Source organism: Thalassotalea crassostreae, from assembly GCF_001831495.1.
GTDB lineage: Bacteria > Pseudomonadota > Gammaproteobacteria > Enterobacterales > Alteromonadaceae > Thalassotalea_A > Thalassotalea_A crassostreae.
The window spans coordinates 48210-62079 of the sequence record NZ_CP017689.1 but is presented as its reverse complement, the minus strand read 5'-3'; the positions used below and the strand labels follow the sequence as shown (position 1 = coordinate 62079).

At 39.7% G+C, this 13870-nt stretch carries 11 protein-coding genes and 1 riboswitch; of the genes, 4 read left to right on the top strand and 7 right to left on the bottom strand.

What is annotated here, in order from left to right:
• Nucleotides 1-55 precede the first annotated feature (55 nt).
• Nucleotides 56-433, top strand: a complete 378-nt coding sequence (locus tag LT090_RS00275) for a hypothetical protein (RefSeq protein ID WP_068546268.1) — start codon at nt 56-58, stop codon at nt 431-433.
• A gap of 32 nt (nt 434-465) precedes the next feature.
• On the opposite strand, the gene ilvY is transcribed toward LT090_RS00275, so the two are convergent.
• Nucleotides 466-1350 carry an HTH-type transcriptional activator IlvY gene (gene ilvY / locus LT090_RS00270; RefSeq protein WP_068546269.1) on the bottom strand — a complete coding sequence of 295 codons (885 nt, stop codon included), beginning with the start codon at nt 1348-1350 and terminating at the stop codon, nt 466-468.
• A gap of 151 nt (nt 1351-1501) precedes the next feature.
• Here ilvY and ilvC point away from each other — a divergent pair, with 151 nt between their 5' ends.
• Complete coding sequence (ilvC, locus tag LT090_RS00265) at nt 1502-2986, top strand: ketol-acid reductoisomerase (RefSeq protein WP_068546270.1); 1485 nt, start codon at nt 1502-1504, stop codon at nt 2984-2986.
• Between the two features lie 248 nt (nt 2987-3234).
• Nucleotides 3235-4311: an asparaginase gene (locus LT090_RS00260; protein WP_068546271.1), complete on the top strand. Its 1077-nt coding sequence runs from the start codon at nt 3235-3237 to the stop codon at nt 4309-4311.
• Between the two features lie 80 nt (nt 4312-4391).
• On the opposite strand, the gene LT090_RS00255 is transcribed toward LT090_RS00260, so the two are convergent.
• Both LT090_RS00255 and proB read right to left on the bottom strand, forming a co-directional pair.
• Nucleotides 4392-5660 (bottom strand): glutamate-5-semialdehyde dehydrogenase, encoded by a 1269-nt coding sequence (locus LT090_RS00255; RefSeq protein ID WP_068546272.1) that lies wholly within the window; start codon nt 5658-5660, stop codon nt 4392-4394.
• 52 nt (nt 5661-5712) lie between these two features.
• Nucleotides 5713-6819, bottom strand: coding sequence for a glutamate 5-kinase (gene proB, locus LT090_RS00250; protein WP_068546273.1), 1107 nt, complete (start codon nt 6817-6819; stop codon nt 5713-5715).
• A gap of 229 nt (nt 6820-7048) precedes the next feature.
• On the opposite strand from proB, the gene LT090_RS00245 reads away from it, so the two are divergent.
• Nucleotides 7049-8305, top strand: a complete 1257-nt coding sequence (locus LT090_RS00245) for a mechanosensitive ion channel family protein (protein WP_068546274.1) — start codon at nt 7049-7051, stop codon at nt 8303-8305.
• A 61-nt stretch (nt 8306-8366) separates the two neighbouring features.
• Here the strand turns inward: LT090_RS00245 and tesB are convergent, their stop codons facing one another.
• From tesB to LT090_RS00225, 4 genes are all read right to left on the bottom strand, one after another.
• Nucleotides 8367-9224, bottom strand: coding sequence for an acyl-CoA thioesterase II (tesB, locus tag LT090_RS00240; protein ID WP_068546275.1), 858 nt, complete (start codon nt 9222-9224; stop codon nt 8367-8369).
• Nucleotides 9225-9378: 154 nt separating this feature from the next.
• Nucleotides 9379-9514, top strand: a riboswitch (cyclic di-GMP riboswitch).
• 193 nt (nt 9515-9707) lie between these two features.
• The gene (locus tag LT090_RS00235; RefSeq protein ID WP_068546276.1) at nt 9708-11468 is read right to left on the bottom strand and encodes a DUF885 domain-containing protein; all 1761 of its coding nucleotides are present in this window, start codon (nt 11466-11468) and stop codon (nt 9708-9710) included.
• Nucleotides 11469-11479: 11 nt separating this feature from the next.
• Entirely contained in the window at nt 11480-11953 is a 474-nt protein-coding gene (locus LT090_RS00230) for a 2-thiouracil desulfurase family protein (protein WP_068546277.1), read from the bottom strand.
• Between the two features lie 17 nt (nt 11954-11970).
• On the bottom strand, nt 11971-13737 hold the full coding sequence (locus LT090_RS00225; RefSeq protein ID WP_068546278.1) for a cation:proton antiporter domain-containing protein: 1767 nt from the start codon (nt 13735-13737) through the stop codon (nt 11971-11973).
• Between the last annotated feature and the right edge of the window lie 133 nt (nt 13738-13870).

Below are 13870 nucleotides of genomic sequence, written 5' to 3'. Positions count from 1 at the left end.
CTGCACTGGAACATTAAAAAACACATCATTCACTTTATTAATAGGCGCTGTCCAAATGAAACTAGCTGCAATCATGATTCCATTAATGCTAATGAGTGCCAATAGTTCGGCGACAGAATTGAAAAGCGATGAGATGTGTCAGGATTATTTAAAAGGTTTATTCGGTGATATTCGCATTGCCGAAGAAGTTGGTATACAAGCTCTACAAGTATCACTTAACAGAATTGCCGATAGCCATCCTGAGCATCTAGAACTCGCAACTCAAATAGCCTTTGGCACCGCATTAGATGACGCTGGTCATCGCCGTGTCGGCCAATACATCAATGCCATGTGCACCAAAGAAGGAACAATCTTAATCGATCTGGTTTACGAGGTATTACTTACCGAATCAAAGCGAATCGCGAAAGAGCGGGATACGAAAAGCAAAACTTAAAAGTTAACCTAAGAGCTAACTTCTTACTGTCATTACACATCGCGGATTGAATCTAAAAATGCAGCAATAACCGCATCATTGATATTTTTCTTTAGATAGCAAACACCAAGTTCAAAAGGTTTAAGCACTGAGGGCGCTGTCAATCTTTTGATTCGCTCTTTTACTGGGCTGTTCTCAATAACAACTTCCGGCGCAATACCCACACCACAACCTAACGCCACCATAGAAACTAAAGCTTCATGACCAGAGACCGCTGCATAAATGTGCGGTTTACCTAGTTTCTTCTGTCGATACCATTGTTGAAAGCGCAGCCTAGAGCTACCGTGATCTGGCAATATAAAGGGTATCTTGGCCCAGTCTATGTTTCGACTTTCAAGTTGTTGCGACACCTGACAATCTATAGTTGGTGCAATAATCGATAAAGGAATTTGAGCTATTGAATAAAAATGGCAACTTTTTGGTAGTGTTTCAGGATAGGCTGCAATAGCAAAATCGACTTCTCCGTTAGTCACTTTATCAATCGCATCAGCCGCATTACCGGTATCCAAAATGATATCCACTTGCGGGTATAGTTGACGAAAACTATCGAGTAGTTTTGGTAAGTGAGAATAAGCCGCTGTTACTGAACAATAGATGCTGAGTTTACCCTTTAATTGTCCTTGTCCTTGTTGCAATTGTTGCTGAAGTTGCTGCCACGATTGTAATTGCTGCTTAGCAAATTCATTAAACGCGCTACCTGCCTCTGTTAGTTGTACCGTTCGATTATCGCGCTGCAAAAGTTGGCAACCCAATTCATCTTCAATTCGTTGGATCATTCGTGACAACGTCGACGGGCTGACATGATGGGCATGTGCAGTTTGAGAAAAGTGCAAACTGTCGGCCAGCGTCGTAAATACTTGAAGGAGCTTTCTATCCATTTTCATATCGTGTAATCAATTGATGATAACAGTATTGCACATTTTGCAACACTATTGTGCAAATATATCATTTTAAGCAACACAATATTTATTGTAAGGTTACATCAAAGCTGCATAAAGGTGTTGCAGCAAGATATTCTGGAGTTAGAACATGTCAAATTATTTCAATACATTAAGTTTACGCGAAAAATTATCGCAATTAGGGAAGTGTCGTTTCATGAACCGAGACGAGTTTAGCGATGGCTGTAATTTTATTAAAGGTTGGAATATCGTTATCGTAGGTTGTGGCGCACAAGGCTTAAACCAAGGTTTAAATATGCGTGATTCAGGGTGTAATATTTCTTACGCTCTGCGTGATGCAGCAATCAGTGAAAAGCGTCAATCGTGGCAGTGGGCCACTGAAAATGGCTTCACTGTTGGTAACTATGAAGAACTTATTCCTCAAGCAGATTTAGTATTAAACCTTACCCCTGATAAACAACATACATCAGCGGTTTCAGCGGTAATGCCTTTGATGAAACAAGGTTCAACTTTGGCTTATTCTCATGGCTTCAACATTGTTGAAGAAGGCATGCAAATTCGTAAAGATATTACCGTAGTAATGGTTGCCCCTAAATGTCCAGGAACAGAAGTTCGTGAAGAATACAAACGTGGTTTTGGTGTACCAACGCTAATTGCTGTTCACCCGGAAAATGATCCACAAGGCAATGGCTTTGCTATTGCTAAAGCGTATGCTTCAGCAACAGGTGGCGATCGTGCAGGTGTTCTTGAATCATCTTTCATCGCCGAAGTTAAATCTGACTTAATGGGTGAGCAAACGATTCTTTGCGGTATGTTACAAACAGCTGCGGTGTTAGGTCATCAACAACTTGTTGCCCAAGGTATGGATGCAGCGTATGCACGTAAGTTATTACAATATGGCTTAGAAACGACTACTGAAGGCTTAAAGCATGGCGGTATCACCAATATGATGGACCGTTTATCAAACCCTGCAAAAATTAAAGCGTTTGATATGTCTGAAGAGTTGAAAGTTATTCTACGTCCTTTATTCAATAAGCATATGGACGACATTATCGAAGGACAATTTTCTGCCACGATGATGGAAGATTGGAAAAATGATGATGCCAACCTATTAAAATGGCGTGCTGAAACAGCTGAAACATCGTTTGAGCAAGCCGCTGATTGTGATACTGAAATCACTGAGCAAGAATACTACGACAAAGGCATTTTTGTTGTTGCCATGATCAAAGCAGGTGTTGAATTAGCATTTGAGGCTATGGTTGCTGCTGGCATCATTGAAGAGTCTGCATACTATGAGTCACTTCATGAAACACCACTAATTGCTAACTGTATCGCTCGTAACAAATTATACGAAATGAACGTAGTAATCTCAGATACGGCTGAATACGGTAACTACCTGTTTACCCATGCAGCAGTTCCATTACTTACCGAATTTTCTAAGAACTTGTCACTTGAAGACTTAGGTGAGGGTCTTGCATCTTCGTCGAACAGCGTTGATAACGTGCGTTTAATCGAAGTAAATGATGCGATCCGTAATCATCCTGTAGAAATTGTTGGTAAAGAATTACGTGGTTATATGACTGATATGAAACGTATCGTTGAAGCAAGTCAATAACGGTTCACGTTAACTAACTAAAGTTTTACTCCAGTTAGCCAGTATTTATCTATTCACATAGATAACTACTGGCTTCTTTTTTTGCCCCACATAGCATTGCTAAACTGGGGTCAGAGTCAGATTAATTACTAAACCTGACTCTGACCCCAGTTTCGTTTGTATGATTCCTCTACAAATTTCTTTTGCTTATTCAATTTTTGACCTAGAATGTCGGCAATATCGACAACAACAGATCAAGTTGAACATTAATGACGACTGCATTTAACAAAATCTTAGTAATAAATACTGGTGGCACCATCACAATGGCGGCTATAGATAGTGGTGAGTTGCAAGCGAGTAATGGCGAATCTTTACTCGACCTAATTACCGAGCTAACAACTGATTTAAATTCAGTAATTGATGTTAAACCATTATCGTCAAGCGACGGCACTATTATTGAAACCTCAGACTCTTCTGATATCGGCCCGAAGCAATGGGACGCTATGGCTTCAATGATCATTCGTCACAATAATGATTATGATGGTTTTGTTATTCTTCACGGCACAGACACTATGGCGTATACCGCATCAGCGCTATCTTATGCATTATGTCAAAACGTTAAACCAGTCGTTGTCACTGGTGCGCAAGTACCATTAAGTAAACCTGGCAGTGATGGGTTACAAAACCTACGCTTAGCATTGTACGTTGCTGATCAAGCTGGAAAATCTTTACCTGCACTTACCGAAGTGATGATTTGCTTTGCCGGACAGTTGTTGCGTGGTAACCGAGCGCGTAAATCAAGTACACGCTCAGCGATCGGATTTACTACGCCAAATGCACAGATTTTAGGAGAACTATTTCCAGTACCTCAAATCAACCAAAATCAATTGCGTCCGCAGCCAAATGCTTACCCGCCATTAAATAGCGCAAGCTTAGGTTATAGCGATAAAGTATTAAGTCTCAATCTTAATCCAGGCATGACCAGCGAGTTGCTACTGAAAATAATCAACGGTAGTGATATAGAAGGCTTAGTATTACGAGTATTTGGCAGTGGCACTGCACCAAATGAGTTTAATTTGGCGGAAGTGGTAGAGCAAGCTCAACAGCAAACTAATAATCGCTTTAAATGTGCGATTATTGTGACTGATGTTTACACCGGCTCATTAGATTTACATCGTTATGCCGCGGGTAAAAACTTACGCTCTAACTACATCATCAATGGTGGCGATATGACACCAGAAGCGGCAACGACTAAATTAATGTGGGTGCTTGGTAGTGAATCGAGAAAAGAGCAATTGTTTAGTTTATTAAAAGCATCAGTTTGTAGCGAAATGTCGCTAAACTAATCGAAAGTACAAAACATAAGAGCAATATTCGTCAACTTTGTAAAATTGACGAATGTCTCGATTAATCTATTTATTGGTAATTATGGTCTCGTTTGACCATCGCCTAACACCACAAATTTTTGCGTCGTTAGCGCCTCTAATCCCATTGGGCCATAGGCATGTAACTTCGACGTAGAAATCCCTATTTCTGAACCTAGACCAAGCTCGCCGCCATCTGAAAATCTCGAAGATGCATTAACCATCACTACCGATGAATTGATCGCACGAATAAAATCATTGGCGCGCTCCTTGTTTTCTGTAACGATTACTTCAGTATGGTCTGAACTATATTGTTGAATATGAGCAACCGCTTGTGAATAATCAGCAACTTGTTTTACGGCAATTTCCTGTGCTAAATACTCCGCATCAAAATCAGCATTACTGGCCGGTAATGCGCCGTCAAAGTAACTTATAGAATCTTCGCAGGCATGGATTTTCACATTAAACTTGGCCAACTCATCAGCCGCTTTAGTAAGGAAAGTATCTGCAATATCTTGATGAACTAAGACGGTTTCCAACGAATTACAAGCACTAGGTCGTTGGGTTTTACCGTTAACCAAAATTGCTAGCGCTTTATCTAGATCGGCCGCTTTATCAACATATAAATGGCATACACCTTTGTAGTGTTGGATCACTGGAATACGAGAATTGTCACTCACATAACGAATAAGCCCTTCACCACCACGAGGGATGACCAAATCAATATCTTGATTAAGAGTGAGTAGTTTTGCAATTACCTCACGATCGGGGTCAGGTACAACACTGACCATGTCTTCGGCAAAACCAAATTGTTGTAGCGTTTGATGAAGTATTGATGCGATCGCCAAATTCGAATGTAGCGCTTCTTTACCACCTCGTAAAATCACGCCGTTTCCTGATTTTAAGCACAGTGCCGCAGCTTCTGCTGTGACATTTGGCCGTGCTTCATAAATCATCGCTATCACCCCTAAAGGGATGCGCATTTTCATCACTTCAATGCCATTAGGGCGAATAGTAGCGGTCGTCTTACTGCCGACAGGATCGTCTAAGTTGACGATATCAATAATTGCATCACTAATGCCTTTAATTCGCGCCCGGGTTAGCAACAATCTATCGAGCATCGCTTCGGCTAAGCCATTACGTTTGCCAGCGGCAATATCTTTACTATTTTCACTAATAATAAATTCACTATTATCAGTCACAGCCTTAGCCATAGCGGTCAATAAGGCGTCTTTCTCAGCCGTTGTTAATTGTGCCGCTTGTTTCGCCGCAAGCCTCGCTCTTTTTGCCACGGCGGCGATATCAAAATATTCATTATCTGTGTTTATCATGTTTATGTTCTTTAATTCTTTATGTTTAACTAATTCGTCTGGTTACGTGCGCCTAATTTTCACTGAGCAATACCATATCGTCACGATGGATTATTTCTTTACTCGGGCAATAGCCTAAAAGTTGCTCGATGTCAGCACTATTTTTACCTTTAATCTTTTCCAAGTCGCTACTACTGTATTGACAAATGCCTTTAGCAAGCACGCGAGTACCACAATGGGCGGTAATATTAATTGATTCACCTTTTGCAAATTCGCCCCATATTTCATTAATACCACTGGCAAGTAATGACGCCCCTTTATTCAGCAACGCATTAATTGCGCCTTCGTCGATGACAACAGAACCATGGCTTTTCAGGGTATGTTTTAACCAATGCTTTTTGGCTTTTACACTTGAATCCTTGGCAATAAATCGAGTACCAGGATTTTCATTATTAAGTAACTTATCGAACACCAATGAATCACTGCCATTAACAATGTAGGTTTCGATGCCGTGTTCACAAGCTTTTTCTGCGGCTTCAATTTTAGTTTTCATACCGCCAGTAGCAATGTGATTGGAAGTCCCTGAAGCCATTGCGTATAACGCCTCGTTAATCTCAGTGATCTCACTAAACAATTTTGCTTTTGGATTGTTGCGTGGATCGCTATCATAGACGCCATTCACATCTGATAGAATCATTAAACAATCTGCATCACTTACCATGGCAACTAAGGCCGCTAAGTTGTCATTGTCACCAACTTTAAGTTCTTCGGTTGCCACCGTATCATTTTCATTTACAATCGGCAGAACGTTGTTTTCTAACAATATTCTTAGAGTGTTTTTGATATTGATGTAACGCTGGCGGTCTTTCAGATCACCATGAGTAATTAATAATTGTGAGCAAGGACGATCAAAAAAACGTTGCCAATTTGCCATCATTTGCATTTGTCCAACCGAGGCCATTGCCTGCTTTGCCGTAATAGACGGGTTGGGTGAACCGTGGTGTATTAAATTACGTCCAGCGGCAACACTACCTGATGAGACTAAGATCACCTCTTTGTCACGTAAATGACACTCGGTAATAAAACGTGCAATAGCTAAAAGGTATTTGCCATTACAGCCTTTACCTTCTGGCGACACTAATGCACTGCCTACCTTTATTACAACACGATTAAAATTCATAGTTTATACAATACCCAAAAAGCTTATAAATCAGTACAAAGTTTAAGAAAACAGTAAAAGTTAAGCAATTGCAATGGATAACCGTCAAAAACTTGCTTATATTCGCGAAAACGCCCTGATTTCTTTACAGATTCTATATTTTGCCGCTATATATGATTGTTAATTTCAACAATCATCGGTATCGTAACATTACTACCGTCAAATTAATCATAATGAAAAACGCTAATATATGACTGAATTTATAAAACAATGGTTGGCAAAAATCCCCGCTACTGAACCTTATATAGAACCATTAACTAGTGCTATCGGATTATCAATCCTGTTGACTCTATGTTGGTTAAGTTTTTATGTTGCTCGCAACCAGGTTTTGCACTTTGTCCATAAGATAGTGACTCGTTCATCGAATCAGATTGATGACTTACTTGTCTCACATAAAGTATTTGTCCGCATTGCTTGGTTAGTGCCAGCTATATTGCTACTTGCGTTGTTACCATTATTTGTCGGCGACAGTCCGTTATTGATTATTGGTATCACCGTTTTTGCCAAAGTGGCCATTGCAATCCAAGTTGCTCGCAGTTTAAGTGCACTACTCAATGTGACTAACAGTATGTTTCAAGAATCGAGCAAAGAGCGCTATTTGCCGCTAAATGCTACGATTCAGTTGCTAAAATTAGCGATATATATGGTTGCTATTATATTAGCCATTTCTATTGTTATCGATCGCTCGCCGATTTATTTACTCAGTGGTTTAGGTGCATTGACCGCAGTCTTGTTATTAGTATTCCAAGATACCATCAAAGGCTTAGTCGCTAGTATCCAGATTTCTGCCAATAAAATGGTGGCACCAGGGGACTGGATTGAAATGCCACAATATGGTGCAGATGGCGACGTTCAAGAAATTGCGTTAAATACGGTCAAAGTTCAAAACTGGGACAACACAGTCACCACAATCCCTACTTACGCCTTGATCAGTGAATCATTTAAGAACTGGCGTGGTATGTCTACCTCAGGCGGTCGTCGAATAAAGCGCAGTATTAATATTGATTTAAACAGTATTCACTTTTGCTCAGACGCATTATTAGAAAAGTTAGCGGAAATTGAGTTATTGAAAAATTACCTGAGCGATAAAAACGACGAGTTAAAACAATTCAATCAAGACAAAGGCAGCGATAATCAAGAAAACCCAAATAGTAGACGTTTGACTAATATCGGAACATTTAGAGCCTATATGTTTGCTTATCTGCAAAACCATAATAATGTTCACCCAAATATGACCTGCATGGTTCGTCAACTGAAACCAGGTGAAAATGGAGTGCCGCTAGAGTTGTATTTCTTTAGTAATGATATTGTATGGGCAAATTATGAAGCCATCCAAGCAGACATCTTCGACCATTTATTTGCAATCGCACCTCTATTTGAACTACGTATATTTCAAAACGTTACAGGTTATGACTGGCAAGAAAGATTAACAGCTGATAATAAATAGCTAATTTTCGAGTTAAAAAAGGCTCCTAATTGGAGCCTTTTCATTTTCCACTATAAACAGATTAACGTTGTCGAATAACACCTTCTTGAATGGTCGAGGCAACAAGTCGCCCCTGACGATCATAAATTTTACCTCGCACAAGGCCTCTACCGCCACTCGCTGAAGGGCTATCGATATCATAGAGTAGCCAATCGTCAAAACGAAACTCTCGGTGAAACCACATTGCATGGTCAATGGTTGCTATTTGAAAGTTTGGCGACCATACGCTGCGGCCATGAGGATGCACCGCTGTCGGTAAGAAATTATAGTCACTAGCATAGCCCAATAAATATTTATGAACACGCAAATCATCGGGCATATCACCCTTAGCTCTCATCCACACCTGATTTTTGGAACTGGAAACAGGCGGATTTAACCAGTCATATTCTTTAACCGGTCTAAATTCGATAGGCCGTTCGGCAAAAAGGGTCGAATGCAAATGTTCAGGGATCTTATCTTTGTGCTGTAGTTGTAAATCCATCATACTTGGCAAGTTGTCGGGAGCAATTACCTCAGGCATTTCATCCTGATGGTCAAAGCCAACCTCTTCTACTTGAAAAGATGCCATTAAGTTAAATATGGTTTTACCGTTTTGCATTGCCGAAACTTTTCGACTGCTAAAACTGCCGCCGTCACGAGTAATGTCGACCATATAAGTAATCGGCTTTTTTGCATCTCCAGGGAGTAAAAAATAACAATGAAATGAGTGTAATTGACGTTCTTCAACCACAGTTTCTTTTGCTGCGGACAGTGCTTGACCAATTACTTGGCCGCCAAAAACCGCTTTAAAACCAAGATCCTGCGATTCTCCCAAAAATAAATTATTATCTAGCTGCTCTAACTTAAGAAGGCTCAATAACTCTGTAAGTACTTGACTCATATATGATTTCCAGTTGTTAAATGTTCTTACAATCACGTAAAAAATGGCGAATTATATTTTAAAAACGATAAAAAATGGCGGTTTTTGTAATTTTTTTGCAACAAAAGCTTTACACAATGAAACAATTCGCTATAATCATTCGTAGGGCTACTTAGCTCGTCCAAGGCAAACCTAGTGAAAGCTAGGGACGCAAAGTTACCGGTCTAAAGGAACTTTTGCGATGTTACTAACTGGATAAAACCAATAATAAATAACATCGAAAATGTACCAACGATAGCGGAACTGCCGACTAAGATATAGTGGGGGCTTATTTTAATTAGTAATTCCAGTATCTATAGATTGTTTCTTTGCGTGCCTTGTCTTATTTCTTTCTGTGTTACTTCTCTGTTGCGTTAACCTCAAACTAACCTTTTTTCTGATTAGCTTAATTTGTTTATTGCCTCATTTATATGATTTGGTGTCCGGCCAATGGCTACTGTCACTTTATTTGACACCACCCGCTTTCGCAGCCCTAATATATTCATCAATCACTTTTTCTAAAGTCGACAATGGTATTGAGCCGTTTTTCAGCACTTGATGATGAAATTCCCTGATATCAAATTTTTCAGCCAATTCTTTCTCGGCTTTCGCTCTTAACTTTTTAATCGTAATTTCACCTAGTTTGTATGATAGCGCCTGCCCTGGCCAAGAAATATAACGATCAATTTCAGTACGAACATTGTGCATCGACAATGCCGAATTGCTTGCCAAGTAATCCATTGCTTGTTCTCGGCTCCAGCCTTTAACATGCATACCAGTATCAACAACTAGACGCACTGCACGCCACATCTCATAGGTCAAACGACCAAAATTAGAATATGGGTCTTTATAAAATCCAGCTTCAAGGCCTAAATACTCAGCATATAAACCCCAACCTTCGCCAAAAGCCGAAATATAAGTATTATTTCGAAATGCTGGTACATTTTTCATTTCACTCGCCAATGAGATCTGCAAATGATGACCAGGTACCGCTTCATGTAATGTTAACGCTTCCAATACGTATAAAGGGCGACGATCAAGGGCATAGGTGTTTACCCAGTAAAAACCTGCTTGTGTAGGGTTAGAAGCTCCCTTATAACGACCAGTCGTGTATTTAGGGGCAATACTCATAGGTACCGGCTCAACACCATATGGTGTACGTGGCAAGGTTTTAAATAATGATGGTAACTGACCATCCATTTTCTTGGAAATATAGCTAGCTTCCTTAAGCAATTGCTCGGGAGTAGTGGCGTAAAATTGGGGATCTGTTCGCAAAAACTCTGTAAATTCTGCGAAACTACCTTTAAATCCCACTTGTTTGATTACCTGATCCATTTCGGCGCGGATACGAGCAACTTCTTTGAGACCAATTTCATGTATTTCATCAGCACTTAAATCAAGCGTTGTATAATGTTTTACACGATTTTGATAAAACGCTTTGCCATCAGGGTAATCTTTAGCCGCAATAGTTTGTTTCGCATTGGGAATATAGCGTTCAACCATAAAATCGTAATATCGCTGATACATTGGATTAACGTGTTCAATAATTACTTTTTTCGCTTGTGCTCTTAATTGTTGCTGTTGTTCTAGGGTAATATGACCAGGAAACTTTAAAAATGGTTGATAAAACTCACTTTTATTCGCATTTTCACTTATAAAGGCACTAATCGACTGTTCAAAACCCGCCAGTACGACTTTAGGCTGAGTGATGCCTGCCTTGAGCCCTTTTTCCATCCACTGAATTTGTTGTGCGAAGTAGCCTTCTAATGCAACCAAACGCTCTAAATATAATTGATAGTCCGCCACAGAATTAAAAGCGCTGCGATAGCGGTAATAGCTTAAATAAGCGTGAAAACCGGCTTCCGCAGTTAATGGCATGTAATGCGCTTTATAGCTATATGAATCAATGGAGTTTTTTAAACGATAAAGCATCAATTCGCGGCTGATTTGGTTTTGCTCAGATAGATGAGCGTTTTCAATTGCTTTAAACTGTTGATAGAACTCAGTTAATTTTTCATTTTCGGCGGCAAGAGCTTGCGCTGAAATATCTTGAACCAGTAGGTTATTTTCTTTGACAAAAGGATCTAAACTTTGTTGATAAGACTGTTCCTTTTCAACCAACAACATGAACTTTTCATTAGCATCTGTAGAAGTCGACATTTGTGCACAGCTTACCGTCAACAGTGAGACAATGATTACTGTAAAAATTTTATTTAAATGATTCATAGGTTTTCTTACTATACCTGTTCGGCATTGTTGGGATGTGTTATTTTCACAATTAACTGAGCAATATTCAATTCACTATAAACTTCAACGTTGTTTGCAGTTAGTAATTTTGCTGTAACTCCTTGGCCCTTTATTTTGGTGTCATTAAAATTTCCATCATATATTTCATGACTACCGCAGGATGGGCTGTATTCTTTCAACAATGCATATCGAATATTGTACCGCTGACACAATTGCAAAGCCAAATCAGCGCCATGCTGAAACTCGGCACTGACATCTTGACCCAAATTATTGATCACTTTACCAGCTTGTTGCTCAGCTTTCGCTCTTGGGACCGACAAACCACCGGCAACTTCTGGGCAAACAACGACTAATCGGCCTTGTTGCTGCCAAGTGCTTATTTGTGGATGAACAAGAGCTTTCGCTTTGCCGTCGTATCGAACCTTATTGCCCAAAAAACAACTGCTAATTAAGATCTTTTCCATATCTGTACCGCTACTTATTAGTCTTCTTTATCGTGTTTAAACAAAGATTCTAATTCCGCACGACCTTGATTCGATATTTTGATCAAGTTATTCAAATCGTACTTATTACCTTCATAAGATTTTTCCAGCAATTCTTCATCATGCTTTTTAAACACTTTGATCATATGTTCAGCTCGAGCTTCTTCAAAGCCATACTCTTTAAGTACCAGTTTTGCTGCAACTAAACTTGAATCAAACATTTCACGAACGTTAGTATTGATGCCCATTTCACGATATTTAAGCACACTAAGGCGAGATTTCGCTCGAGCAATTATTTTAATCTGCGGATAATGTTCTTTTACTGTATGGGCAATTTCAAAGCCATGTTTATCTGAATCAGCGGCAATAAAGAATATTTTTGCATGTTCAACGCCGGCGGCATGCAGAAGCTTAGTTTGAGTCGCGTCACCAAAGAATATTTTATTGCCAAACTGTCTAACAAATTCAATGTGTTCTGCATTATTATCAAGGGCAGTAAATGGGATGTTGTTGGCGGCTAAGATACGGCCGGTAATTTGCCCAAAACGTCCGAAGCCAGCAATTATCACATGAGGTTCGTCCACTTCACGATGACTATCAAATTCACTTTCTGTATCGCTAGCTTTATTTAGCCATTTTTCTGCAAGCATTACCAACGGTACTGTCAATGCCATTGAAATACCAACCACTAAAATGGCGATGTTAGCGATTTCGCTTGACAATAATCCATCCTGAACCGCGACATTAAATATAACAAAAGCGAATTCACCACCTTGTGACAGCAATATTGCGGCAATTAGCGGCGGCGTTTTACCTGGTTCGTCTTTGAAATAAATAAATCGATATAGTAGCCATAAAATCAACGCCTTAACTAAAATAAGCGCAATGGTTGCAGCAATGATCACCAGAGGTTTCTCAACCATTAGCGCTAAATCTAAGTTCATACCAATAGCAATAAAGAACAAACCTAGTAGCAAGCCTTTGAATGGCACTATCTCTACTTCTAAATGATGACGAAAACTTGAGTTGGCTAATAATAGTCCGGCCATAAAGGCACCGAGCCCCATGGATAATCCAGCTAAATACATAATTTCTGCTGTTGCAATGACTATCAATAGTGATGCTGCGGTCATCACTTCAGACCCGCCGTAACGAGACAATAAAGAAAGCATCGGATTAATGAAATACTTACCGGCTAACAATACGCCGACTACCGCCATAAATGATACCCACCATTGAGGGCCGTCGGAACTGCTTACACCAGCTAGTGCGGTAACAATCAACAAGATAGGAATTACCGCCAAATCCTGCATTAATAGCGTAGCAAAGCCTTTTTGCCCATTCCAATGGTTAAGGATACCTTTTTCTTTTAGTAGACCAATGGCAAAAGCGGTACTGGATAACGCTAGCGCCATGCCCAGCACAATCGAAACATTAAAAGACAGTCCGATAAACATCATAATTACTGTAATTACTGCGATGGTAAGTATTAACTGCCCGCCACCGACAAACAATATGAGGTTGCGCATTGCCAATAGTTTTTGCGGCGCTAGTTCTAAACCAATAATAAACAGTAAAAACACAACACCAAGTTCAGCAAAGTGAAGGATTTGATCAGGGTCGTCAATTAGACCTAGAACCGACGGCCCAATGACAACGCCTGCACACAGATAGCCAAGAATAGAACCTAGCTTAATTCGGTTAAAAATAGGTACCGCGATAACCACGGCAAGTAAAAAGATGATGACGGAGACGAGTAGACTCATGTTTATAAAATCTTTAATTGAATTAATAAAACAAGACTACCAGATCTTAACCTAAATGTGGATATTGAAGTGATGCAATTAATAACCGTTAAATATTTGATCTACATTAATTTGTTTTAATATGTTATCGATA

What these genes read in the sequence shown, in the direction of transcription:
- LT090_RS00275 (WP_068546268.1), top strand. Translation starts at nt 56, where the DNA reads ATGAAACTAGCTGCAATCATGATTCCATTAATGCTAATGAGTGCCAAT.
- ilvY (WP_068546269.1), bottom strand. Translation starts at nt 1,350, where the DNA reads ATGGATAGAAAGCTCCTTCAAGTATTTACGACGCTGGCCGACAGTTTG.
- ilvC (WP_068546270.1), top strand. Translation starts at nt 1,502, where the DNA reads ATGTCAAATTATTTCAATACATTAAGTTTACGCGAAAAATTATCGCAA.
- LT090_RS00260 (WP_068546271.1), top strand. Translation starts at nt 3,235, where the DNA reads ATGACGACTGCATTTAACAAAATCTTAGTAATAAATACTGGTGGCACC.
- LT090_RS00255 (WP_068546272.1), bottom strand. Translation starts at nt 5,660, where the DNA reads ATGATAAACACAGATAATGAATATTTTGATATCGCCGCCGTGGCAAAA.
- proB (WP_068546273.1), bottom strand. Translation starts at nt 6,819, where the DNA reads ATGAATTTTAATCGTGTTGTAATAAAGGTAGGCAGTGCATTAGTGTCG.
- LT090_RS00245 (WP_068546274.1), top strand. Translation starts at nt 7,049, where the DNA reads ATGACTGAATTTATAAAACAATGGTTGGCAAAAATCCCCGCTACTGAA.
- tesB (WP_068546275.1), bottom strand. Translation starts at nt 9,224, where the DNA reads ATGAGTCAAGTACTTACAGAGTTATTGAGCCTTCTTAAGTTAGAGCAG.
- LT090_RS00235 (WP_068546276.1), bottom strand. Translation starts at nt 11,468, where the DNA reads ATGAATCATTTAAATAAAATTTTTACAGTAATCATTGTCTCACTGTTG.
- LT090_RS00230 (WP_068546277.1), bottom strand. Translation starts at nt 11,953, where the DNA reads ATGGAAAAGATCTTAATTAGCAGTTGTTTTTTGGGCAATAAGGTTCGA.
- LT090_RS00225 (WP_068546278.1), bottom strand. Translation starts at nt 13,737, where the DNA reads ATGAGTCTACTCGTCTCCGTCATCATCTTTTTACTTGCCGTGGTTATC.